The sequence below is a fragment of the Rhodococcus sp. H29-C3 genome, from assembly GCF_030063405.1.
In the GTDB taxonomy this organism is placed as follows: Bacteria; Actinomycetota; Actinomycetes; order Mycobacteriales; family Mycobacteriaceae; genus Rhodococcoides.
The window spans coordinates 25,558-48,295 of sequence record NZ_JASITC010000015.1; the positions used below are offsets into that span (position 1 = coordinate 25,558).

At 62.2% G+C, this 22,738-nt stretch carries 22 protein-coding genes and 1 pseudogene; 6 read left to right on the forward strand and 17 right to left on the reverse strand.

The genetic code is table 11. The annotated features are described in order from the left end of the window. From QMK32_RS21720 to QMK32_RS21735, 4 genes are all read right to left on the reverse strand, one after another. A complete protein-coding gene (locus QMK32_RS21720) occupies positions 1–918 on the reverse strand; it encodes an alpha/beta fold hydrolase (protein ID WP_283477424.1) in 918 nt (305 codons plus the stop codon). A gap of 188 nt (positions 919–1,106) precedes the next feature. Beyond that, complete coding sequence (locus QMK32_RS21725; protein WP_283477426.1) at positions 1,107–3,689, reverse strand: non-ribosomal peptide synthetase; 2,583 nt, start codon at positions 3,687–3,689, stop codon at positions 1,107–1,109. A 148-nt stretch (positions 3,690–3,837) separates the two neighbouring features. After that, positions 3,838–6,375 carry an ABC transporter permease gene (locus QMK32_RS21730; RefSeq protein ID WP_283477428.1) on the reverse strand — a complete coding sequence of 846 codons (2,538 nt, stop codon included), beginning with the start codon at positions 6,373–6,375 and terminating at the stop codon, positions 3,838–3,840. A gap of 2 nt (positions 6,376–6,377) precedes the next feature. Next, on the reverse strand, positions 6,378–7,109 hold the full coding sequence (locus tag QMK32_RS21735; RefSeq protein WP_283477430.1) for an ABC transporter ATP-binding protein: 732 nt from the start codon (positions 7,107–7,109) through the stop codon (positions 6,378–6,380). Between the two features lie 76 nt (positions 7,110–7,185). Between QMK32_RS21735 and QMK32_RS21740 the strand changes: the two genes are divergently transcribed. Next, positions 7,186–7,950: a deoxyribonuclease IV gene (locus tag QMK32_RS21740; RefSeq protein ID WP_283477432.1), complete on the forward strand. Its 765-nt coding sequence runs from the start codon at positions 7,186–7,188 to the stop codon at positions 7,948–7,950. Here QMK32_RS21740 and QMK32_RS21745 read toward each other — a convergent pair. From QMK32_RS21745 to QMK32_RS21755, 3 genes are all read right to left on the reverse strand, one after another. Further along, complete coding sequence (locus tag QMK32_RS21745) at positions 7,947–8,615, reverse strand: hypothetical protein (protein WP_283477434.1); 669 nt, start codon at positions 8,613–8,615, stop codon at positions 7,947–7,949. The genes QMK32_RS21740 and QMK32_RS21745 overlap by 4 nt on opposite strands. A gap of 77 nt (positions 8,616–8,692) precedes the next feature. Then, the gene (locus QMK32_RS21750; protein ID WP_283477435.1) at positions 8,693–9,163 is read right to left on the reverse strand and encodes a DUF309 domain-containing protein; all 471 of its coding nucleotides are present in this window, start codon (positions 9,161–9,163) and stop codon (positions 8,693–8,695) included. A gap of 6 nt (positions 9,164–9,169) precedes the next feature. Next, positions 9,170–10,450 carry a multidrug effflux MFS transporter gene (locus QMK32_RS21755; RefSeq protein WP_502943732.1) on the reverse strand — a complete coding sequence of 427 codons (1,281 nt, stop codon included), beginning with the start codon at positions 10,448–10,450 and terminating at the stop codon, positions 9,170–9,172. A 69-nt stretch (positions 10,451–10,519) separates the two neighbouring features. Between QMK32_RS21755 and QMK32_RS21760 the strand changes: the two genes are divergently transcribed. After that, positions 10,520–10,903: a DUF8021 domain-containing protein gene (locus QMK32_RS21760; protein ID WP_283477436.1), complete on the forward strand. Its 384-nt coding sequence runs from the start codon at positions 10,520–10,522 to the stop codon at positions 10,901–10,903. 19 nt (positions 10,904–10,922) lie between these two features. Here the strand turns inward: QMK32_RS21760 and QMK32_RS21765 are convergent, their stop codons facing one another. From QMK32_RS21765 to QMK32_RS21775, 3 genes are all read right to left on the reverse strand, one after another. Then, positions 10,923–11,873, reverse strand: coding sequence for an aldo/keto reductase (locus QMK32_RS21765; RefSeq protein ID WP_283477437.1), 951 nt, complete (start codon positions 11,871–11,873; stop codon positions 10,923–10,925). 284 nt (positions 11,874–12,157) lie between these two features. Then, positions 12,158–13,033 carry a DNA-3-methyladenine glycosylase family protein gene (locus QMK32_RS21770; protein WP_283477512.1) on the reverse strand — a complete coding sequence of 292 codons (876 nt, stop codon included), beginning with the start codon at positions 13,031–13,033 and terminating at the stop codon, positions 12,158–12,160. 85 nt (positions 13,034–13,118) lie between these two features. Further along, complete coding sequence (locus QMK32_RS21775; protein WP_502943733.1) at positions 13,119–14,183, reverse strand: acrylyl-CoA reductase family protein; 1,065 nt, start codon at positions 14,181–14,183, stop codon at positions 13,119–13,121. A gap of 57 nt (positions 14,184–14,240) precedes the next feature. Between QMK32_RS21775 and QMK32_RS21780 the strand changes: the two genes are divergently transcribed. Beyond that, positions 14,241–14,813, forward strand: coding sequence for a ribonuclease H family protein (locus QMK32_RS21780; protein WP_283477439.1), 573 nt, complete (start codon positions 14,241–14,243; stop codon positions 14,811–14,813). Between the two features lie 271 nt (positions 14,814–15,084). On the opposite strand, the gene QMK32_RS21785 is transcribed toward QMK32_RS21780, so the two are convergent. Together QMK32_RS21785 and QMK32_RS21790 are read right to left on the reverse strand one after the other, a co-directional pair. Continuing rightward, positions 15,085–15,549, reverse strand: coding sequence for a PrsW family glutamic-type intramembrane protease (locus QMK32_RS21785; RefSeq protein ID WP_283477440.1), 465 nt, complete (start codon positions 15,547–15,549; stop codon positions 15,085–15,087). 544 nt (positions 15,550–16,093) lie between these two features. After that, positions 16,094–16,336, reverse strand: a complete 243-nt coding sequence (locus QMK32_RS21790; protein WP_283477520.1) for a hypothetical protein — start codon at positions 16,334–16,336, stop codon at positions 16,094–16,096. On the opposite strand from QMK32_RS21790, the pseudogene QMK32_RS25455 reads away from it, so the two are divergent. Further along, a pseudogene (locus tag QMK32_RS25455) lies at positions 16,311–16,596 on the forward strand (hypothetical protein); the annotation flags it as partial. The gene QMK32_RS21790 and the pseudogene QMK32_RS25455 overlap by 26 nt on opposite strands. Before the next feature lie 211 nt (positions 16,597–16,807). Here QMK32_RS25455 and zapE read toward each other — a convergent pair. Then, positions 16,808–17,671, reverse strand: coding sequence for a cell division protein ZapE (zapE, locus tag QMK32_RS21795; protein WP_283477441.1), 864 nt, complete (start codon positions 17,669–17,671; stop codon positions 16,808–16,810). A 34-nt stretch (positions 17,672–17,705) separates the two neighbouring features. Here zapE and QMK32_RS21800 point away from each other — a divergent pair, with 34 nt between their 5' ends. Further along, complete coding sequence (locus QMK32_RS21800) at positions 17,706–18,233, forward strand: TetR/AcrR family transcriptional regulator (RefSeq protein ID WP_283477442.1); 528 nt, start codon at positions 17,706–17,708, stop codon at positions 18,231–18,233. 11 nt (positions 18,234–18,244) lie between these two features. Here QMK32_RS21800 and QMK32_RS21805 read toward each other — a convergent pair whose 3' ends face one another. The 3 genes from QMK32_RS21805 to QMK32_RS21815 all read right to left on the reverse strand — a co-directional run bounded on the left by QMK32_RS21805 (position 18,245) and on the right by QMK32_RS21815 (position 20,478). Continuing rightward, the gene (locus tag QMK32_RS21805; RefSeq protein ID WP_283477443.1) at positions 18,245–19,057 is read right to left on the reverse strand and encodes a maleylpyruvate isomerase family mycothiol-dependent enzyme; all 813 of its coding nucleotides are present in this window, start codon (positions 19,055–19,057) and stop codon (positions 18,245–18,247) included. Positions 19,058–19,135: 78 nt separating this feature from the next. Then, positions 19,136–20,035 carry an oxidoreductase gene (locus QMK32_RS21810; protein ID WP_283477444.1) on the reverse strand — a complete coding sequence of 300 codons (900 nt, stop codon included), beginning with the start codon at positions 20,033–20,035 and terminating at the stop codon, positions 19,136–19,138. Between the two features lie 86 nt (positions 20,036–20,121). Continuing rightward, positions 20,122–20,478 carry a hypothetical protein gene (locus tag QMK32_RS21815; protein WP_088942628.1) on the reverse strand — a complete coding sequence of 119 codons (357 nt, stop codon included), beginning with the start codon at positions 20,476–20,478 and terminating at the stop codon, positions 20,122–20,124. Positions 20,479–20,581: 103 nt separating this feature from the next. On the opposite strand from QMK32_RS21815, the gene QMK32_RS21820 reads away from it, so the two are divergent. Beyond that, positions 20,582–22,264, forward strand: a complete 1,683-nt coding sequence (locus QMK32_RS21820; protein ID WP_283477446.1) for a dihydroxyacetone kinase family protein — start codon at positions 20,582–20,584, stop codon at positions 22,262–22,264. Here the strand turns inward: QMK32_RS21820 and msrC are convergent. Beyond that, the gene (gene msrC / locus QMK32_RS21825; RefSeq protein WP_283477449.1) at positions 22,247–22,738 is read right to left on the reverse strand and encodes a free L-methionine (R)-S-oxide reductase MsrC; all 492 of its coding nucleotides are present in this window, start codon (positions 22,736–22,738) and stop codon (positions 22,247–22,249) included. The two genes, QMK32_RS21820 and msrC, sit on opposite strands and share 18 nt — an antisense overlap.

Genomic DNA, 22,738 nt, shown 5'->3' on the forward strand with positions numbered 1-22,738 from the left:
TCAGTCCGACACTGTTGTTGTCGGTGCTGCCGTTGTCGGTGCTGCGTCGACCTCGGAGTTCGCGGTGAGAAACTCGTCGAGAACCCGGAAGAAAAGATCCGGCTCGTCCAGCTGTGGGAAATGTCCTGCATTGGAAAAGATCTCGACGCGGCTGTTCGGCACTTCCCGTCTGACGTTGTCGGCATGGGAGGCCGGAATCATGCGGTCCTTGCCACCCCAGATCAGTAGTGACGGAATCGATTCGAATTTCGCGAAGTGTTGCTTGGCACTGACCGTCTGACCACGCGGACCGACGACGGCGCGCGTCGAGGCAAGAAACGCCTCGCGGGCCTGTTTGTCGGACACCGACTTGAACGAGCGCCACGTTTCCGCCATGCTCGCGCCCGGCCGTACCGGAAGCCCCCACTTGTTCAACTGCCCGATGACGCTCTCCGCGTTCCTGCGCACCCAATCGGACGCCAGTACCGGAAGAACGAGCTCACTGCCGGGCAAGGTGGCGGCTTTGAGCAGCAGGCTCACTTCGGTGCCGAGGCCGCCGCTGCTGACAAGCACCAGCCGCTCGACCAATCCCGGGAACAAGTAGACGGTCTGCATCACGATCCCGCCGCCCAGCGAATGGCCGACCATCGGTGCAGACTCGATGTTCAGATGTTCGAGCAGATCGCGGATAGTCGCAGCATGCGAGCTGAGCGAATAGTCTCCGGACGGCTTGTCGGATCGGCCGTGGCCGAACAGATCGGGCGCGATGACACGGTGCCGCTCCGACAGGCGTTCGATTTGGCCTGCCCAAGATTCGTGCGATCCCAACAGGCCATGGACCAGCACGACCGGTGGACCGTCGCCGACGTCCACGTAGCGAAGTACGTCCTTGTGCAGTTCGACCGAGTTCAGTGGGTAACGCGGTGAGTCCTTGTTCATGGGTCGAGAGCCTCCCGGCTGCGTTGCGACAGCGTCGAAAACCAACGTACGCGGTTCGGGGGATCTAGGACAGCTCATCGAGTCCTGGCTCACGCGATAAGGCTCTGCCGAGGAGTGGTAGCTATCACGATGACTGGCGATGGACGTCATCAGCGGTCTGCGGCCTCGGTGCCGCACTATCGAGTCGGTCATCTGTGATCTGTCCGTTCCCGCCGCCTGCGCCTGTGCAATGCGTCGTCGATGATGTCGGCAACTCGGGCGACGATAGGTTCACGAACCATGTCGATGTGATTGCCAGGAACTTCACTGATGACGAGATCGCCCGTCGCCAACGTTTCCCAGGAGCGTCGATCGGACGTGTTCTCACCCGTCACGACGACAGTGACCGGGCCGCTCCACGGCTTCGGTCGATGAGCGTGGAGTGCTCTGGAACCGATGATGCCGAATGCCAGCCAACGTTCGGTGGTCGGAAACCGAACCAACCCCGCAAGAGCCACCGATACTGCCCGGCGAGCGAGCGTGCCGAGACAGGATTTACGGTGCGGTGCTCTGTCGGGAGCCGCTTCCAAATCGGGGTTACCCTCCGACAGCTTGTCCAACATCGTTCGGTACAGGCGAGGGTCGAGCAGTATCAGCTCGGCGACTATGTCACCGTCCGATTCGAGAATGTGAGCCATATCGAGGGCAATCCACGCCCCGAGCGAATGTCCGACCAGTAGATACGGTCCCTGTGGCTGAATCCGGCGGATCTCGCGGACGTATCGACGCGCGGCGCGGCTGATGCTGCGATCCGGAAGTGCCCTTCTTCCAAGACCTTTGGCTTGTATCGCGTACACAGGGCGGTCGTGGTCCAGGTGATTGGCCAGCGGAATGAGTCCGACTGCCGGTACGCCCGCCCCCGCGATGACGAAGAGAGGAGCCGCCGAACCTTCGCTCCGCAGTGGAACCACGACTCCATCGTGTGACGACCTTGCGGTGTCCCGATCGACATCGGCGAGCTTGGTATCGACAGTCCGGGCCAAGCTCCGGATGTTCATCGCTTGCGCGAGTTCCTCCGTGGAGATCTCGACGTGGAAGGACTGTCGCACTCCCACCACGATCGTGGTCAAAGCAAGTGAGGTGGCACCCAGCGCGGCAAAATCTGCGTCGCGATCGATCTCGTCCAGCCCTAGTTCTTGTTGAACGATCTTACCGATCCACCTTTCGGTGGGACCATCGAAAGCGTTGTCGGAAGCGGACTCCGGCAAATGTTCGGAATCGAAGAGCTTCGAACGATCGACCTTCCCTCGTTCGTTCCGGTCGATCCTGTCCACCCGGGTGATGTGCGTGGGGACCGTCCATTCCGGCAAGTCTCTGCGAAGCGCATCACGCACGGCGGCTACAGGAGATCGATCGGAGACGAAATATGCGACGAGTTCCTTGCCCGATTCGACATCGCGTGCAACGACCGTGGCGTCGTCCACACCGTCGACAGAGCGAAGTGCGGCTTCGACTTCCGTGGGATCCACCAGGTAACCCGACACTTTGATCACATCATCGACTCGACCCACGAGGTGCAGAACCCCGAACCGATCGATGCGACCTACATCTCCGGTGAGGTATCGGTGCCTCGCGTCGTGAGTACTGAAACGCGAGCGCGTCAACTCTTCCAGCCCTAGATATCCATCAGCCGACATCGGCGCCGAGATCCGAATTTCGCCGATCTCACCCAGCTTCCGCGTCCGCCCGCCCGCTCCGACGATTTCCACGATCTTTCCGTGCGGGCTGCACCCGGCAGGAATGAACCCGTGGGGAAGAGCCTGATCCGCGCTGTAGGAAGTGTAGGCGACTACACCGGATTCGGTTGTGGCGTACCAGTTGACGAAGGTTGCATCAGTACCGAGCGCGGACCGAAAGAAGCGTACGTCGGAGGAGTGAAGTGCTTCGCCGTATGTGGTGACGACGCGAAGAGACGGGATTGTGTTCTCGGGTACCGCGCCTACGAGAGAAGGGGGCACGTTGGAGGTGGGTAGCGTCGTGCGCACGCTACCCACCAGTGAAGGCGAGCAATGCAAAGTCGTGATGGAGCACCTCTCGATCCATGTCGCCAGCTGCTCCGCGTGGAAAGCTCGTGGATCGCGACAATGCACCTGTGCGCCACTGAGAAGACCTGCCAACAGGGTGTTGATGCCGGCACTGAAACTCACTGGAAGTACATTCCCCACACGGTCACGTGGTCTGAGCGCCAGGGCCGAGCTGACTTCGTACGCTTTGCTCAGGCACATCCGGTGACTGAGCAGCACTCCCTTGGGAACGCCAGTCGATCCGGAAGTGAATGCGATCATCGCAATGCGATCCCCGGTCACCGTCGGGAGCGGCGCAGCCGAGTCCTCGGCCTCGGAGATGTCGGCACTGTCCATCCGCAGCGCGGATGCCTGCTCGACGATGTGCTGCCGTCGAGCCTCGGGCAGATTCGAGTCGAGAGGTACCAGTGAACGCCCCGACGCGATGACCGCAAGCATCAACGTGATCGACTCGGTGGTGCTGCGCCCGACCACCGCGATGGGACTTCGATCGACCTGGGTCAGGTGCGCAATCTTGCGGGCCACCGCATAGGTCCGGTGCAGAAGCTGATCGAAGGTGAGCACGCCGTCTTCGGCGACCAGAGCCGTCGCGTCGGGCAGCGCGTGGGCGACCTCGCACAACCGATCCAACAGTGTGTCCCGCAGATCGGGTTTGCACATGGGCGCTAGCTCGGAGTGTGGGGACGTGTCGGTCGGATGAAGCGACATGCCCCCCCTTGCAGTGCCACAGCCCATTCGGGTCTTGACTAGAAACCGTCTTCGAGTCTGTTTACGCGCTACAAGGTAACCCCAGGGTCGTTTTATGCGCAACCCTTACGGAATTGTTACTTTCCCCAAGTCGGTGGGCACCCCACGATCACGCGTCTGCAATGGCCTCCAACGGGCGTGTGCGCGCTGCTCTGGCTGCAGGCCAGAGGGCCGCACCGACTCCGACGATCGCAGACCCGATCAGCATCCCGATGACCTGTCCCCACGGAACCGTCATGACCCCGAGGCCTTCGTCGCGAAGAGTTCGCACGAAACCCCAGCCGAACACTATTCCGAGGACCAGCCCGACGATGGCACCGAACAGCGCTATCAAGAGGGATTCGAGATAGATGGTGCGACGCACCTGCGCACGCTGCATCCCCACAGCACGCAACATCCCGATCTCTCGACGGCGTTCGACCACGGAGAGAGCGAGGGTGTTGATGATGCCGAGAATCGCGATCACGACTGCCAACGCGAGGAGCCCGTAGAGAACTGCGAGCAGAGTATCGATCTGTTGGCTCTGGCTGCCCTTGAATTGCTCGCGATCCTGTACCTGTACGACGACGAACGGCTTCGTCGACGCCTCGAGGTCGCTGCGTAGGACATCGAGATCGGTACCGGCGGCCGCACCGACGAGAACCACGATGTCCGAACGTACGATGCTCGGGGTCACCTGCTCGTAGACGCTCTCGGATACGAGCCAGTCACCTACCAAAGGGCTGTCCTCGTAGATGCTGGTCACGGTCACTGGGACGCGAACACCGTCGAACGAGTCCAAGTCCACCACTGTCCCCAGCTGCCAGTTCTTCTCACTCGACGCCGACTGCGAGACAGCGATGCTGTTGCCGGAGAGTTCTGGATCGCCCTCGACAACTTTTCGATCGAACAAGCCGTCGGGACTTCCGTCGAGAGCAACTCCGAAAGTGGATTCACCGGAGATGTTCACCTGTACCGGGTGCAGAATCGCCACCTTGTCCACCCCGGGGGTGTTACGGGCGGCTTGTCCTGCCCCGACGGGAACACCGATGGCCTGAGGTCCACTCAGGATGTAGTCCGCCTCGATTCCAGTGTCGACGAGCGCGTCCACACTGGCCTTCGCCGACGCACCGAGTACGCCGATGACGGAAACGAGCATCAGACCGAGCATCAGAGCGAAGGCAGTTGCTGCCGTGCGGCGGGGGTTGCGGACCGAGTTGGTTCGTGCGAGACGGCCGATCGCACCGAAGGGCCGAGTGAGCACCGATCCCAAGGCGCCGACGATCGGACGCGAGAGTGACGGCGCGGCCAGCGCGACGGCGATGATGACGGCGACGGCTCCGACTCCCACGGTGCCCGCAGCTGCTCCACCTGTCGATTGCGCGCCCACGACGAGTGCGACCGCGCCGAGTACACCGATCACGATCCCGATGATCGTGCGCGTGCGAAGACTGTCACCCGCAGAGGCGAACTCTTCTCGCATGGCCGCGATCGGCGGGATCTTGGCGGCACGACGGGCCGGCGCGTAGGCGCTCAGTACCGTCACCACGATCCCGACGAGGAAGGCCACCAGGACGGTTCTCGGTTCGAGAGCAAGTGCGCCCGAGGGTAATCCGACGTCGAAGGCATTGAGCAGAGCGCGCAGGCCGTAGGCGAGCCCTACGCCGCCGGCGAATCCCAATGCGCTACCGATGACTCCGACGATGAGCGCTTCGAGCACTACCGAGCGGCTGACCTGGCCGCGGCTTGCGCCGATTGCACGGAGTAATGCGAGTTCACGGACCCGTTGCGCCACGATCATCGAGAAGGTGTTGTAGATGATGAACGTGCCGACGAGCAGGGCGATGCCGCCGAATGCCAGTAAGAAGTAGTTCACGAAGGACAACGCGGACTCGATCTCGTCCTGGGCCTCGGCGCGTACCTCGTCTGCTGTCTGCACCTTCGCATCCGGAAGTGCGGCGGCGATCTCTTCGCGTAGGTCGGCCTGGGTCATGCCCTTTGCCGCGAGATCGCGACCTGCGACGTCGTAGTACTGGACATGTGAGCCGTCCGAGAACAGCTCGTTCGCTTGGCTCTGCAGGAACTGGACTCCGATATAACCGCCGGATTCGGCTGCGGTGTCGTAGATTCCGGTCACCGTGACATCGACCGTGCCCTTGGACGGGATGAGGACCTGCGTCGAGTCCCCGACGGTGAGGCCGGACCTCTCTGCGCCACCCTCGTTGATCGCGACTTCACCGGGGGCAGCGGGCGCAACGCCGGAGAGGAAGTCTTCTTTCGCTCCGAGTCGCTGTTCATCGGGGATGTAGGCCTCCCCGATGGTGGGCGCACCGCCGGACTGGACGGTCGTTCCGGACTTGTCGAGAACGACGATCTGCCCACCGACGTAGGGCATCACCGCGGCCACGTTCGGTAGAGCCGCGATGGTCGCGGCATCCTGGGTGGGGACTCCGCTCGAGCCGACTTCCTCCGCACTGACCCGAACATCCGCACCTGCCGCGGTGTCGGAGAAGATCGAGGAGAACGTGCGCTGCAAGGTGTCGGTGAACACGAACGAACCGGCGACGAAGGCCGTTCCGAGTACGACCGACAGGACTGTAAGTGCAAGACGAACTTTGTGTGCGGCAAGATTTCTCAGGGAAACCTTGCGCATGGGATTGGCGGCCATGATCAGACCGTCTCCAGCTGCTTCATGCGGTCGAGGACCGTCTCGGCGGTCGGATTCGCCAGTTGATCGATGACAGCGCCGTCGGCCAGAAACACGACGCGGTCCGCGTAGCTTGCCGCGCGCGGATCGTGGGTGACGATCACTACCGTCTGATCGAATTCGTCGGCCGCGGCGCGCAGAATGCTCAACACCTCCCCGGACGAACGCGAGTCCAAGTTGCCGGTCGGCTCGTCGCCGAAGACGATGTCGGGTCGGCCTGCGAGTGCTCGCGCGCAGGCGACTCGCTGCTGCTGTCCTCCCGAGAGTTCGCTCGGACGATGATCGAGACGATCGCCGATCCCGAGTTTTCTCACTACGGTGTCCAACCATTCCTTGTCCGGCGTGCGGCCGGCGATGTCGAGCGGGAGGGTGATGTTCTCCAGTGCCGTCAGGGTGGGGACGAGGTTGAACGACTGGAACACGAAACCGATTCGATCTCTGCGCAATCCGGTCATCTGCTTGTCGGTCAGATCGGTCAGTTCGGTGTCACCGATCGTCACGGTCCCCGAAGTTGCGGAGTCCAGACCCGCGAGGCAGTGCATCAGAGTGGATTTTCCCGAACCGGAGGGGCCCATGATTGCCGTGAACTCGCCGCGCGCGAACTCCACGCTCACCTCGCGCAGAGCGTGGACTTGGGTATCCCCGGCGCCGTAGGTTTTGGTCAGGGCGATCGCGCTGGCGGCGATATCAGTCATAGTGTTCAGTCTTTCAGTGTTCGGGAGTCTTCACTATCGGGGGACACCCTGAGGTGCGCCCACCTACCATGGATACATGCGTATCGGGGCACACGTCCGCGACTCCGCCGACCCCATCGGTTCCGCGGAGACTTTCGGCGTCGATCTGGTTCAGCTTTTCCTCACCGATCCGCAGAAGTGGAACAAGCTCGAGCCCCACCCCCAGGGCGAGGATTTGAAATCCGGCAGCATCGACGTCGTGGTGCATTCGTCGTATGTCTTGAACGTGGCGAGCCTGAACAATCGGATCAGGATTCCTTCGCGTAAGGCAGTGATCGAGCAGTCTGCGGCCGCTGCCGAGATCGGCGCGATCGGTCTGGTCGTGCACGGCGGTCACGTGCGTGATGGTGAGGACACCACGAAAGGTGTCGAGAACTGGCGCAAGCTGTTCGAGCGCCAGCAGGATGTAGGGGGCTTCGGCGTGCCGATCTTCATCGAGAACACAGCAGGCGGAGATTTCGCCATGGCTCGCCATTTCGACGACATTGCGCGGTTGTGGGACGCCGTCGGCGAATTCGGTGCCGGTTTCTGTCTCGACACATGCCACGCTTGGGCGGGAGGCGAAGAGCTCGTCGGCGTCGTGGATCGGATCAAAGCCATCACGGGTCGAATAGACCTGGTGCACCTCAATAATTCGCGCGACGAGTTCGGCTCTGCGCGCGACCGGCATGCCAACCTAGCCGACGGAACGATCGATGCAGACGTGCTGGTCGCGGTCGCCGAGGCAGCAGGCGCTCCGGTGATCCTCGAAACACCCGCCGACGGTCTGGCCGAGGACGTTCGATTTCTGAAGAGCCTCTAGAGGAACATCGAGATCGTCTTCTCCCAGAAGCGTTCGAAGTCGTCGACGTCCGCGCAGGTGAAGACTCGGCTGTTCCAACGGAACTCGGTGTCCACCATCGTGACTCCGTCGATCTCGATGACGTCGCAGGTGACGGACAGGTTGTGGGTCAGCGGGTGACTGTCGTCGGGGAGAGCACTACCGGTGCCGTACTCGAACGAAATCTGAGCGCCTGCTCTTCGCACCAGTGCCGGAGTGCTCAGGACGTGCTTGGCGGTATCGAAGTCCAAGCCGTTGTTGGGGGCCGCGGCGACGCGTCGACGGACTTCGGAGGTGAGTGCGTCGACATGGCCGGTGGACGGGAGACGAACCGGGAAGAAACCGCGATCTTCGGACGCTGCGTCGAGATTGCCGAATCGGCCGGCTTCGATGTCGACGAGCACTCCGGAGGTGCAGTTGCGACAGCGATCGCTCTGCCACGAACCGACGGTGGCTGCGAGGACGGCAAGCAGGGTGGTGGCCGGTGGATGATGCTTACCCGCCCATTGCGTACGCGAGGTGGTGACGACCGAGGAATCGATCGTATCTATTCGGGGATCGGTGCGACGGCTTCCGAACGGCCGTTCTTCGGGAGTGAGAACTGCAACCCAGTAAGGAACCTGTGTCGCTGCGGACTGTGCTGTCACCGATTGCCTTCCGCTCAGTGTCGCCTAACCTAACTAATCTCACTGTAGCGAGATCAGGAACGATTGGCGAGAGGGGGTCAGCCCAGAAGCCGAGGAGCCGAAGCCGACGTCGGAAGATCCCCGTCGTTCACGCGGTCGAGTAGCTCTTGCGACCACACCAGAAGCCCGGCCACATCGAGTCCGTACGGCGGATCGACTTCGTAACCGACGATTCGGTCGTGGCCTTGTTCGAGCAGAGATCGAGCCCCCACGGCATTACCACGTAGGAGGTGCGTCAGGCCTACGGCGAGCTGAGCGAGACCCTGCCAGAGCATCTGCTCCGGTTCCGGTGAGTCCTTCCACGTTCCTTCGAGTATTTCGTGGGCATGGAAGGGCATGTCGGCATCGAGCAATTGTTGTGCTTTCGCGATGGACTCGAGCGGCGGAAGCCTGAGGTCCTCGGGAATCCGCTCGACGCCGACTTCATCGCGCGATAGCGGCCTTCCCAGACCGTCGCGGGGGCGTGCATTCGACGGTTTACCGTTGGCATCGCGTTCTCGTTCCGGCATGTGCGGTCACACCTTGCTGGTCGTCGTCACCGTTGGGGTTGTCACGGTCGGGTTCCTCGCTGTTACTGCAATCAGCGCGAGAAGCGCAATCGCGGAGACACCGACCATCGTCACCGATACTGCCACGGCATCGTTACCGAGAACACCGACTACCGGCGCGACTATGGCGCCGGAGCCGAACTGTGCAGCGCCAAGCAGTGCCGCAGCAGTTCCTGCGGCTTCACCGTGCCGGGACAGTGCCAGGGCAGGTGCGTTCGGCATGACGAATCCGACTGCCCCGAGGACGAACCACAGCGGGATCAGGAAGCCGAAGATTCCGCCGATGTCCGCGACTGCGAGGACGGTCATCACTGCGGCGGCGAGCACGCCCGCCGACAATGCGCTGATCACGATGCGTACGGGTGTGAAGTGGGCGAGGAGAACGACGTTGAGCTGTGAGGCACCGATCAGGGCAATCGCACCGAGCGCGAATACAACAGCGAACTGCTGCTCGTCGAGTTCGAATTGCTCCTGGAGCACGAACGACGAACCTGCGACGTAGGCGAACAGGGCGGACATCGCAAGAGCGGCAACAAGCACGAGTACGACGAACTGTCCGTCGCGCAGGAGGCCGCCGTAGGTGCGGACCACCGGCATGATGCCGCGACTGCGTCGCCGCTCGGGTGGCAGGGATTCACGAAGTGAGAACACGGCGAGGACGAGCAGGGCCACACCGAGCACGGATAGGACACCGAACACCCAGCGCCATGAGCCGGCAAGAAGAATTGCCCCACCCAGCGACGGCGCCAGGACAGGCGCAACGCCCATTACCAGCATCAGGCGGGACAGAACGGTTGCGGCGGCTCTACCGGTGAACAGATCGCGTACAACCGCCATTGCGACGACTGCAGCTGCCGCTGCGCCGAGGCCTTGCAGCCCACGAAAGAGACCGAGGACGGCGACGTTGGGAGCGACGACGCACAGCAGTGATGCGACGACGTGGACTGCTGTGCCGACAATGAGTGGCAGCCGGCGGCCGACGATGTCGGACAAAGGCCCGATGACGAGCTGGCCGAGGGCCAATCCGATCAGTGTTCCGGTCAGAGTGAGTTGCACTGCGGCCGAGGACGAGTTCAGGTCGTCGACGATTGCCGGCAGCGCGGGTAGATACATGTCGATGGTCAGCGGGCCCAGTGCGATGAGCGCACCGAGAACGAGAATGACCCTCAGCCGCTCGGATGATGTCGGCTCGGTGACCGCTGCTACGGGTGGGTCGACAGTGGTAGTTCGTTCCGGGGCTCGAGACACCCAAAGGTCAGCAACGAAGATGACCGATATGTTCCCGAGAGGGAAGCGTTGGGGCTAGAGTCCGCAATCGTGACCACGCCAGAGGACAGTCCGCGGCAGGCTATCGCCCGCGCGTACATCGATTCCTTGCTCTCCCACGATCCGAGCGCAGTGAAGTTCGCGCCCCACGCACGCCGCGTCGAAAACGGACTGACCACAGGATTCTCGGGCCCTGGGTTGATCAAGGCGCTCGGCAACGCGTTCTATTACCGCGCGATCATCGGGATCCGGAACATCGAACTCACCGAATCCGGCGACACGGTGCACTCGACCTTCCTTATCGATGCGGGATTGCGTGGCAGGCGGATGGTGACCGTCGCGGTCGAGGAAAGCTTCCTGATCCCGGACGGCACCATCCACCACATTCGCGCGAAGCTTCGGATCCCCCTCAGGCGGGCACGCGCAACTGCCTGAAAACCGGTGTCGAGCCCGCCTACGCGGACACAGCGGCAGACGTCGCGTCGAGTCGGGCAAGTTCGGCGGGCGACAAGGTCAGCGCCGGAGCAGCCATCAACGCGGGTAGCTGAGAGATTGTGCTCGCGCTCGCGATCGGCGCAGTGACAGTCGGCTGATGCAGCAGCCACGCGAGAGCGACGGTGGCGATCTCTTCCTCGTGATCGAAGGCGATCTCGCTCAACGCATCGACGACCTCGAGTCCCTTGTCGGTGAAGTAGCCCGTCGCGAGCCGCTTCCGGGGCTGGCCACCCTCTAAATCCTTGCGCACGCGGTATTTGCCGGTAAGAAACCCCGACGCCAAAGAGAAGTAAGGAAAGACCCCGAGATCGTTATCGGCGGCGAGCGGGGCAAGGTCGGATTCGTACGCGTCCCTGGTGACCAGGTTGTAATGCGGCTGCAGAGCGATCGGTGCTGCGAAATTATTCTCGCGTGCGACCTTCAACCACTCCTCGACGCGATCGGCCGAAAAATTGGAGATCGCGACGTACCGAACCTTGCCCTCTTCGATCAGCGAATCGAACGCTGCGAGCGTGTCGACGAGTGGAGCATCGCCGGAATCGGTATGGGCGAAGTAGACGTCGATGTGATCGCTCTGCAACCGCTTCAACGACGCCTCGGCCGCGGCCGCGATGTTCTTCGGTGTCAGTCCCTTGAACTCAGGATGCTGGCTGACCTTGGTTGCGATGACGACGTCGTCACGGTTGCCGCGGGCAGCAGTCCAGCTTCCGATGATGGTTTCGGACTCGCCACCGGAGTTGCCGTCGACGAACGCGGAGTACGAGTCGGCCGTGTCGATGAAATTTCCGCCGCCGGCGGAGAACGCCTCGAGAATCTCGAAGGAGGCGCTTTCATCACTGGTCCAGCCGAAAGTATTGCCACCGAGAGCCAGCGGAAAGATGTCGAGGTTCGAATGTCCGATTGTTGCCACCGAGTACTCCTTCAGTCGTCCAGAACTAACCGTGACGGGGAACACCGCCTCGGTGTCGGTTATTCCGCTCGCGCGGGCCAGCGCGGGTTGGGCGCAGCGGGGCGCGGGTGTGGAGCCGCTCGGGCAATTTACTCTCCGTGTTGGGATTCGAACCTCCTGCAGGGGGTTCGAATCCCAACAGGCGGAGCATTTGCGCAGAGACGGATCTTCCACGACGAACCCGGCCCGTTCACCCACGCGAAGCAGTCGGTCGGATACGCCTGCGGGCCACCGGGTGGCTGCCTTCAGTGACCGGAGTGGTCGACGAGCGACGTGCGAGGTCCGAACTTCGGTTTGACGGCCTTGCCGCTCACTGCAAGAAGGCGCACCGCCCGAAACCTATGCGGGGCAAGAGGTTCGAGATACTCGACCATGGCCGCATCGTCGAGAGGTCGACCCAGCAGCGACCAGCCCACCACGGCAGCCAAGTGATAATCACCCACGGACAACGCGTCGGGATCTCCGAACGCACGTTGCGCGACTTCGGCGGCGGTCCAGACGCCGACCCCTGGAATCGACCGCAGCCGACGCGTCGCATCTGGCGCGGTCATCGTCGCCGTTTCCTCGAGCCTGCCGGCCGACTGGGCGCAGCGAACGATGGTCTTCGACCTGGCCGGATCGACATTCGCCAGATGGAACTCCCACGACGGGATCATGCGCCACACCTCCGCCGTGGGTGGCACGAACATCGGCTTCGGCGTTGGCCCAGGGGCGCGCTCGCCGAACTTGGTGACGAGTCGGCGCCACGACGCGAATGCGGAAATTCCGTGCACACGCTGTTCCAGAATGGCCGGCACCAAAGCTTCCATGACAAGGCCGGTACGGCCCAGCCGGAGGTGCGGAAACTCCCGATGTGCCTGAATCAGCGTCGGATGTTCGGGCGCGAAATCCGACGCGTCGTCGTCATTTCCCAGCAGTGCGGGGAGCATGCCCGTGAATTCTGCGGCGCCTGCCCCCCATGCCTCGCTTCGAACGCGGTACCGAGAAAGTTGCGTCAATCGATATGAGAGAACGCCCGACTTCAAGCGTGAGGTTCGCCACACCGAGCCCGCTGAATCGCGTTCGAAAGTGGGGTCGCCTTTGCCTCGCCGAAGCGGGGAGAGCGTCATCGCCGCGTCCATCGGGTGCTCCGAAACGAACTCGGTCACGACCGAGTTCGCGGCGGTGTGGAGATCGGACGACAACATGTTCTGTCGAGCCTAGCGCTCAGAACCGACCGGCGACCGAAACGACGGTTCGGCCGGTGATCTGGCCTTCCCGGATCTTGTCGAGCGCGAACTGGACGTCGGTAACGGGAATCTCCGTCGTGAGCGCAGCGAGGTGGCGTGGACGCATATCGGACTCGAGTAGCTGCCAGATTGCCCGTCTACGCTCGATCGACAACTGCACGGAGTCGATGCCGAGCAGTGCGATCCCTCGCAGGATGAACGGAAGCACAGTCGTCGGGAGTCGAGTTCCTCCGGTCAAACCGCTCGCAGCCACCGCGCCGCCGTAACGTGTCGTGCTCAGGAGATGGGCGAGTGTCGTGCCACCGACGCAGTCCACCCCTGCGGCCCACTCTGCACGCCCCAGCGGCCGTGGTTGCGCATCCGGATCTTCCGGAATTCGCCCCATCACCGTGGACGCACCGAGGCTGGTCAGCAATGCGGCCGCCTCTTTCTTTCCAGTCGATGCATGAACTTCGAATCCGGCTCCCGCCAACAGATCCACACTGACAGTCCCCACTCCGCCGCTTGCGCCGGTCACCAGAACCGGGCCGTCCGACGGCGTGATGCCTCGATCGAGCAGAGCCGAGACGGACAAAGCTGCCGTGAATCCAGCTGTTCCGATCGCGGCCGCGTCACGGGTGGACAATGCGGTCAGGGGCACGACCCAATCCTCCGGTACGCGAGCAAATTCGGAGTAGCCACCATGTTGCGCGGTGCCGATGTCGTACCCGTGAGCGACCACGGATTGTCCGACAGTGAAGTCGCTGCTCGTGGAATCGACTACGGTTCCCGCGATATCGATTCCGGGAATGATCGGATATTCGCGTACGACGCCACCTTTCGGAGTGATCGCCAAAGCGTCCTTGAAGTTGACGGACGAATACTCCACAGCGATGGTGACAACACCCGATCGGTCGGCGTGTGTCGGTAGAAACGACTCGTCCACCGGTTCCGGAGCGAGCACGATCCCGTCGGATTGCCGGGCGACAAGAGCTTTGAACGAAGAGGGCACGGAGTTACTCACAAGAGACAATCCTTCCGGTATCGGTTGCGTACCCACCATATCCAATCCAGCGCGGCGCCTGTTGTTTGTCGGGGGACCGAAGTAGGGTCCTGTTTCGTGATCATTGTGAGTACGGACGGCTCGTGTCTGCGTAATCCGGGAGGCGCAATCGGGTGGGCTTGGGTCGATCACACCGGTCCCAGCAACTCCGGTGGCGAACCGTCGGGAACCAATCAGATCGCCGAGTTACGGGCTCTTCTCGAAGCAATTCTCGCCCATCCCGGCGATGAGCCGTTGTCCATCGAGTCGGACTCCCAGTACGCCATCAAGTGCGCCTCCGAATGGCTTCCCGGGTGGAAGCGAAAAGGGTGGATAACCTCTTCCGGTTCCCCTGTCAGCAACATCGAACTCATCAAGAGCATCGATGCCGCGATCACCGAGCGCACCGGGCCGGTCCGGTTCCGTTGGGTACGCGGACACGTCGGGAATCATTTCAACGAAGCCGCCGACGCACTCGCCGGTGAGGCTGCGCGTGCCGTCGCCGTTTCCGGAGCAGTTGCGACGCCCGCGAAAGCAGCGCCTGTGAAAGCCGTACCCGCGAAGGCTGCGCCTGCAAAGGTTGCACCGAGTGCTGCGAAGCCCCGGAGTAAGGCCGCCGAGCCGGTCGACGAAGTAGCGACGCTCTTCTAGCGATCGTCGCCGTCGTAGCTCAAGTAATTCATCGCTGTACAAAGCATGAATGCAAGGCTGGGGGCATCGAAAAGAAACTTCTGGAGGTTGGACCCATCCACGTTCACACCAGCGGCGAATAAATCATGAGACACCCGCTGCTGCTGTCGCCCCCGACCGCCGTCAGTAGTGGGTGTCTCACTCTATTTGTTCAGGCCAGCTCACTCGACCGGCTCACCGCCGTCGCTGGAACGCGGGCCGGGCTTATTAGGGCCAACCAGCCGTCCAAGGGCTACCTCTTGCCTGGCCGCTGGTCGAGAGGAATGCCCCACTGCTTGATTTGAGGTCGCCAGTGCGCTGAGTTCGCGGCCAGCGCAGTCGGTGGTGTGAGCTCGCGCGCGAAGTGTCGCAGCACCAAGAACAGCCCCACCGCATAAAGCGCCGAGAGCGCATTGCCCAAGAGGAGCGTCTGGATCACCTCGCCCATTGGGCCATAGTCGACCGGGGCATCCGATCCCCCGGCACCGACTCCATCTTGCAAAGAGTGCAGCGCCGCGGCCAATGCCCAGCCGCCCAGTCCAGCGATGGTGAACAGGTGAGTGGATCGATAGGCCGCCAGCCAAATTATCGCGGCCGCTATTGCCGTGAACAGGGGATGCGCTATCTCGGCAAGGGGGCGGATCCCCGACATCACCAGTGCCGAGTTGGTACGGGTGATGGGACCGCGTGAGAATCCGGGCGGGTCGCTCCCGTCCAAGCCCGGCCATCCCATTCGCCGGCGACCACGGGGCGTGTCGTTGGATACCAGGGGGGCGTGACTGCTTCGACCCTTACCGGCGAAGTGGCATGGCCATTTATCTCGTTCAACGAACTCTCCCGTCGGCGCGGAGAGGCACCGGTCATCTCGCCTCGAGAATAAGGATACGGACATCGGTACCCACTGCCGGGCACTGCAGCAAGTTGGACCCTCGAACGTGGTCAGGGCCGAGGAGGTGCATGACATGGCGGGCAAGTGCGGCAACGGGCGTCCGGTATCCGCGCAAATAAAAAAAACTGGAAGTACTCGCTGACGGTTTAGCGAAAGCAGGTTGTCGGTATTGGTGTACTCCTTAATTGCAAAAGACCCATCGAATCTGTCGCTCGAGACAATCGAATATGTGGACGGATGGTCTCTGCGCGGTGTACGAACGACCTTTGCTCCAAGACCTCTGAGTAATAAGTAATCATTTCGTCTCATTTTTTGCTGCGGGCTGGGATATCTTTTTCTGGAAATTCCCTTGACACCAGAGTGAAGGCAGTGGTCATGAAAAATTATTAGTGCTGGGCTTGGCATTTACGGCAGTGACGTTCATCGCTTCGTGTTCGAACGATGCGAGTAGTCCGAGCACCTCGACGTCGAGCGTGACATCCACCTCCGCGACATCCTCGACCCCCACCCCCTCGAAGTCGGCGGACCCGGCGGCTCCGGCGGTCCCGGCGGTCCCGGCGGTCCCGGTAGTTCCGGTAGTTCCGGCGCCAGGAGTGCAGGGTGCCGACGGATCCACAGGCAATCAACTTTCAGCGGGTTACTGCGCACAGAACGAAGACCCGGGCTGCCCAGCAGGAAGCTACGTCGGCCCGAATGCAATTCCCAATCCCTACGGATCCGATACCTATGTTCCTTGTGAGGGCACAATCTGTACCAACCCGGACCAGGGGGGCAAATACCGACCCCAATGGGCCTCCTGCGCCAGGATTGCCCGGGAGCGACACCGACAACTGCGACGGCACTATCTGCACCAATCCCAACAACGGGGGCAATTGAGCTTGCCTCCACCGCGGCGTTGCCACAGTCTTCGGGACGGCGACCACGCCACACTGCTTTGTTGGTTTCGGTAAAAACGCCGAGCCCCGATAACTCGCTCTTCGAAACTGTGTCGTCGGATCACCCATCCACCCTTCCACCGGCGGCGAATGAACAATGAGACACCCGCTGTTGCTGTCGCCCCCGACCGCCGTCAGCAGCGGGTGTCTCTCTAGTTTTCTGCGGCCAGCTCGCTCAGTCTGCTCGAGGTCCGCGCCAGATCGAGGCCGATACATCCAACTGTGAAGCTCACCAGCGGCACCGTGGCGTGAAAATGCGTCGGGACATCGGCGTCGTACAGCACGTCGATCAGGTTGCAGAAGCGCTGGATTGCATTCTCGTCCGCATCCCTCAGCGCCGGAATGTCGCGGACGGTCAGGGAGTCGAGTCCTTCGATCATCGCCAGATAGTCGCCCGTCGATCTGGGTTCGACGCAGAGTTCGGTGAACGACCATCCGGACGACGCGTCCACCATCGACCACGTGCCCGTCGAGAATCTGGTCGAGGAGATTCCTTCGGCTCGATAATCGAGCGGTCCATCGACTGCGATTACCTGCATTCGAGATTCCAGCAGCGCGATCGTGGGCGCAAATGCGTCGTGAAACAGTGGATTGGGCAACAGGCCTGCGGGCGGGTAGTTCGACGTCGCCACCATCGTGACCCCGCGAGTGAACAGTTCATCGAGCATGCGGGCGAGGAGCCTCGCGTCGCCGATATCGTGCACGTGCAATTCGTCGAAGCACAACACGGCTATGTCTCCCAGTAGTTCGTCCAGAGCCCGCTTCAGCGAGAATCCATGCCGAAAGTACGACGCGTGGAGGTCACGAAAGAAGCTGTGGAAGTGCACCCGCTTCGTGGCGATACCGGTGATGGATTCGACATAGCGGTCGAGGAGCCAGGTCTTTCCGCGCCCGGCGGGTCCCCAGAGGTAGACGCCTCGGATGTCTGCACTGGCGAGAACGTCGGCAGCGGCGGCTTGGGCATCGTCGAGTACGAACGACGAATCGAAGCCGGCGCGGGGAACTCCAGGTCTCATGAACCGAGACTCTACATATGTAGAGTCTCGGTTCATGGACCGTCGAACTGTGATTGCAGACGCAGCGATCTCGCTGATCGCACACTCTGGGATGCGTGCGCTGACGCACCGAGGGATCGACTCGGCACTCGAATTTCCTCCCGGCTCCACCTCGTACTACTTGCGCACCAAGCAGGATCTGATCGGCGCGGTGGTCGAACGAATCACGGAGTCATCACGGGCAGCGTTCGAACAAGTGAACTCCGGCGACCCCGTGGAAGTGACGGTTACCTATCTAGCAGATCTCCTGACCGAACGTGCGGATCAGCTGAGGGCACGGCATGCGCTGACCATCGATCCGACCGTCGAACCCGCGGCGCGCGAGCAATTGGCTCGATGTCTGTTCTCAGCCGAGGGAGCAACCGAACTGCTCGGCGAGGTCCGGCTAGGAGAGGGATTTCTCGCCCTGTGCGAAGGGCTCATCGCCGTTGCGTTGATGTGTGGGTACGACGGAGCACTTGGCTACGACACCGAGTCCCTACGCACCCCGGTAGCCAGGTATCTCAACGGCCCCGGGGCGTAGCGCGGCAGGAACTATTTGGTGAACGCCAACGATTGGACGATCTGCAGTCCGAGCGACTCATCGCCGAGGTATTCGATCCGGTCGACCGCAGCGGAAGCGTCGATCCGGCCCCCACACAGGCGGGTAAAATCTCCGGATGGAAGCACGATCGTGACCGTCGCGGGACCGGCCAGTTCTTCGACGACCTGTGCTCGCCCGGGGACGTCGACGTGTGCGCGGCGAGGCCGGCTACCGGTCAGGTCGAAGGTGACCGACGAGCCGTCGGGTGCTTTGCCTAGTTTGCCGACGATGTATCCGAGTCCTTGGACGATTTCGTCGACCGAGTAGTCGGCGGAGACGCTGTCCGTACCACCGGGTGTCCCGATGGCGTCGCGGATGTCCTGCTCGTGCATCCAGCAGTCGAACACCCGGATACGCATGAATCGTCCGTACGTCGCTTTTCCGGCAGGGGTCCACGACGGCGCGGCGAAATCCTCCTCCGACATCGCTTCGAGAGTCCGAGCGCGATCGCCCGTGACCGTCCGGAACCGTTCGATCAACTCGGCAGGGCTCAGCGGGCTGAACGACTGAATCCACTTCTCGTTGAGCACGCCTATGTCGTTGTGTACGTGCCCGAGTGCGCTGACGTCGATGTCGGATTCAGGAGGCGTGTGCCCGGCGAGCGAGAGTTCGGTGCCGATGATATGCGCGATCACATTGTGGACGCTCCAGCCCGGGCAGGGCGTGGAAGCAGCCCACTGGTCTTCGTCCAGTTCGCGCACCAGCGCGTCGATGGATGCCCACTCCTCGATCAGGGCCTTCACGATGCTGTCCTTGTCGATCACTGCGTGCTCCCGTTCGTTCGAGATTGTCCGGTCGGCCGGCTGTCGCGGTAGAAGTAATTGCTGCACAGGGGCGTTCGGCTACTTCCCGAAGTCGTACGTGATTCCGGTGAGTCTTTCGCTTGCGTGCCACAGCTTTTCGGCAAGCTCCGCGTCCTGAGCTTTGGACGATATTTTGGCAGGGCCGGGGACGCCCCTGGATTCGAACAACGAGCTCGGGCCGCTGTACGAGCCCGGTCCGCCGCTCTCGAGGGCATAAAGGGTGGGAAGAGCGCCTGCGCGTGCGGACTGGGATATGAACTTGAGCCCGATCGAAGCGGCGAGGGCTGCGATCTTCGAACTCCCCAAACCGTCCGGGCTGGTGTAGAGCGCAGTCTCGGAAATGCCCGGGTGCGCTGCATTGCTGGTGATCGTAATTCCCGCTCTGTCCAGTCTGCGTTGCAGTTCGAGAGCGAACAGTAGATTCGCGAGCTTCGAATTGGCATACATCCGCTGCGGTTGATAACCGTTGGTGGCTTGCAGGTCGTCGAAGTCCAACTTCGGCGCTTGCTTGTGTGCAACCGAGGAGACGGTGACGACCGTTGCGTGATCTGCTGCACGCAGATTCGGCAGCAGGTGGCCGGTCAATGCGAAGTGTCCCAGGTGGTTGGTTCCGAATTGGAGCTCGAAACCATCCTTGGTTTCCGCTCTCCTCGCAGGCATCATCACGCCCGCATTGTTGATCAGAACGTCGAGACTCTTCGGGGCGGACTCGGCGAACTCGCGGACCGAACCTAGGTCGGCGAGGTCGAGGTGTGCGGTGTCGACGGTACCTTCGGGTGCCTCCGCGGCGATCTTTTCCGCCGCCCTGTTCGCCTTGTCCAAGTTTCGGCAGGCCAACGTGATGTGGTCGCCCTGCTTGACCAGTTCGAGTGCTGTGAAGTAACCGATGCCGGTGTTTCCACCGGTGAGAATGACGTTTCGCTGCTTGTAGTCTGGCACGGCCACAGGTTACCTTCGGCGAATCGGATCTGCCTATGACCGAAATAGGCGCAGGGTCGACGTACCGCCGGTCGATTTACCGCCCGCTAGTTCCAGAGCACAGCCACAATCACATTCACAATCGCCAGTCCACCGGCAGCATGGACCAGGTTCACCACTGGCTCGGAGCGCTTCTGCCGGGCGCGGGCGATCTCGGCACAGGCGACGACGGCCAAGCCGACGAGCAACTTCACGCCGATCTTCCCCATGTTGTAGTCCTTGCCCAGAGAATCCACGCTCTCGCCTAATCCGACGAGGACGATGCCGGCCAAGAATGCGATCCGCGCGCCCCACACCATCACCTCGGTGATCCGCGGTGCCTTGATTACTGTGAGATACCCGCCCACGATGGCGGCCATTGCGACAAGGTGTACCAGCACCACGACGTTGTATACGAATTCCATGTCGTCACCCTATCGGTGACGACCAGCAATAATGAGCAGTCGACGCGATGTCGCATCATGACCGGTCAGGGCCGCAGCCGTTCTCTCTGTCTAGTGTGGAGAGATGTTCGTCAACTCAGCCGACACGTTTGTTGCCGACGCCCTCCGCGGCCTGGTGGCTTCCACCGGCGACATTGCCTGGCAACCCGATCCAGGATTTCTTTCCCGGCGCGACCGAATCCCGCAGGGACGGGTCGCGTTGCTGTCCGGCGGCGGATCAGGCCACGAACCGATGCACGCAGGCTTCATCGGCGAGGGGATGCTCACCGCAGTCTGCCCTGGACTGGTGTTCACCTCACCGAACGCACTGCAGGTGCATGAAGCGTCCAAGGCGATCAGTGCAGGCGGCGGTGTGTTGCACATCGTGAAGAACTACACCGGTGATGTGATGAACTTCCACATAGCTCGGGAGTTGTTGCGCGAGGACGGTATCGAGACGGATTTCGTCCTGGTCGACGACGACGTCGCGACCGAACGCTCCGATGGGGACGGTCCAGGTCGGCGCGGGACTGCAGCGACGGTCGTCGTCGAAAAGGTATGTGGTGCAGCGGCGCAACGGGGAGGCTCGCTCGATGCGGTTGCAGCGCTGGGTCGACGGGTGGTATCGAACTCGCGCAGCATGGCGGTGGCCCTGGGGCCGTGCACTCTTCCAGGTTCGGCTTCACCGTCGTTCGACCTGCCCGAAGACGAGATCGAATTGGGCATCGGTATCCACGGCGAGCGCGGAACGTCTCGTGTTCCGACGATGTCGGCGCGAGACATCGTCGCCGAGTTGGCGGGCGCCGTGGTGGCTTCGCTCGCGCTCGAACGCGGCGACACCGTGCTCGCATTCGTCAACGGTTTGGGTGGCACCCATCCACTGGAACTGCATCTACTGTTCGGCGAGCTGGCAGAGTACTTGTCGGACAAGGAAATAACTATAGCCCGCACCCTCGTCGGAAGCTTCGTGACGGCACTGAACATGGCAGGCGCGTCGATCACGCTCGTCCGTGTCGACGAGGAGATCCTTCGACTGTGGGACGCGCCGACATCTGCGCCCGGGTGGCCCAATACGCCGCAATCGGAGTACCGCGGTGTCGGCGAGCGAGGCAGCTTCGGCCCGAGCTTCATCCCTAGCGTAACGAGCAGTGACACAAGTGTATTCGTCGGCAAGTGGATATCGAGTTGGGTGCGGCGCGTACTCGACGAAGAGCCGGCATTGACAGATTTGGACCGGAAAGCCGGGGATGGGGACTTCGGAACCAACATGGTGGCCGCGCTCCATCGACTCGATCTCGACAGCATCCGCGAAGAACTTCCTGCTGCAACGGTATTCGAGGCAGTGTCCGAGGCATACCTGGGTCACGCGGGCGGAACGTCCGGCGCACTGTTCGGGTTATGGTTTCGGCAGTTCTACCGTGAACTCGGTGAGACCATAGACCTCGACGCCATCGTGCGCGCCGCACGGAACGGACTGGACAGCATCACCGAACTCGGCGGCGCACAGGTCGGCGACAAGACGATGGTCGACGCCATCGCTCCTGCCGTGGCAGCGTTGGAAGAGGCAACGTCACTGGTAACCGGATTCCATGCGGCCGCCGTAGCTGCCAAGGAAGGTGCCGCATCCACCAGCGAATTGACGGCGAACCGTGGCCGCGCGTCGTATGTCGGCGAGGCGGCCCGCGGTGTCACCGACCCGGGCGCGCTGGTGATGGCGTGGTACTTCGAGGCAGCGTCGGACGCTGCAGAGTCAGTGCTCGCCCAGTGAGGAGAGAAACACTCGCGCCAGTGCTTCGAGGCCGGTTTGATCGTCGGTATCGAACCGATTCGGTCTCGGGCTGTCGAGGTCGAAGACTCCGATCAACTTGCCATCGTAGCTGAGCGGAACCACCAACTCCGATCGCGTGGAAGCATCACAGGCGATATGTCCGGGGAAGGCATGGACATCCTCTACACGCTGTGTCGTAAGGGTTGTCGCTGCGGCCCCGCACACTCCCTTGTCGAGCGCGATGCGCACACAGGCAGGCTGCCCCTGAAACGGTCCGACGACCAGCTCGACGCCGTCGTACAGGTAGAAACCGGCCCAGTTGACCTCGGGGAGCGCGTGATAGACCAGAGCCGAAATGTTGGCGGCATTGGCGATGCGATCCGACTCCCCGGACACCAGAGCTCGAGCCTGCTGTACCAATTGGGCGTACTGCTCGGCCTTGGTACCGGCAAGTGAGGTAGGAGTGAACGACAT

Excerpts from the sequence above, each read along its gene's own strand:
- QMK32_RS21730 (WP_283477428.1), bottom strand. The coding sequence starts at position 6,375 with ATGGCCGCCAATCCCATGCGCAAGGTTTCCCTGAGAAATCTTGCCGCA.
- QMK32_RS21820 (WP_283477446.1), top strand. The coding sequence starts at position 20,582 with ATGTTCGTCAACTCAGCCGACACGTTTGTTGCCGACGCCCTCCGCGGC.
- QMK32_RS21735 (WP_283477430.1), bottom strand. The coding sequence starts at position 7,109 with ATGACTGATATCGCCGCCAGCGCGATCGCCCTGACCAAAACCTACGGC.
- QMK32_RS21815 (WP_088942628.1), bottom strand. The coding sequence starts at position 20,478 with ATGGAATTCGTATACAACGTCGTGGTGCTGGTACACCTTGTCGCAATG.
- QMK32_RS21770 (WP_283477512.1), bottom strand. The coding sequence starts at position 13,033 with ATGGACGCGGCGATGACGCTCTCCCCGCTTCGGCGAGGCAAAGGCGAC.
- QMK32_RS21725 (WP_283477426.1), bottom strand. The coding sequence starts at position 3,689 with ATGTCGCTTCATCCGACCGACACGTCCCCACACTCCGAGCTAGCGCCC.
- QMK32_RS21775 (WP_502943733.1), bottom strand. The coding sequence starts at position 14,183 with ATGGTGGGTACGCAACCGATACCGGAAGGATTGTCTCTTGTGAGTAAC.
- msrC (WP_283477449.1), bottom strand. The coding sequence starts at position 22,738 with ATGTCGTTCACTCCTACCTCACTTGCCGGTACCAAGGCCGAGCAGTAC.
- QMK32_RS21720 (WP_283477424.1), bottom strand. The coding sequence starts at position 918 with ATGAACAAGGACTCACCGCGTTACCCACTGAACTCGGTCGAACTGCAC.
- QMK32_RS21800 (WP_283477442.1), top strand. The coding sequence starts at position 17,706 with ATGGACCGTCGAACTGTGATTGCAGACGCAGCGATCTCGCTGATCGCA.
- QMK32_RS21740 (WP_283477432.1), top strand. The coding sequence starts at position 7,186 with ATGCGTATCGGGGCACACGTCCGCGACTCCGCCGACCCCATCGGTTCC.
- QMK32_RS21750 (WP_283477435.1), bottom strand. The coding sequence starts at position 9,163 with ATGCCGGAACGAGAACGCGATGCCAACGGTAAACCGTCGAATGCACGC.
- zapE (WP_283477441.1), bottom strand. The coding sequence starts at position 17,671 with ATGAGACCTGGAGTTCCCCGCGCCGGCTTCGATTCGTCGTTCGTACTC.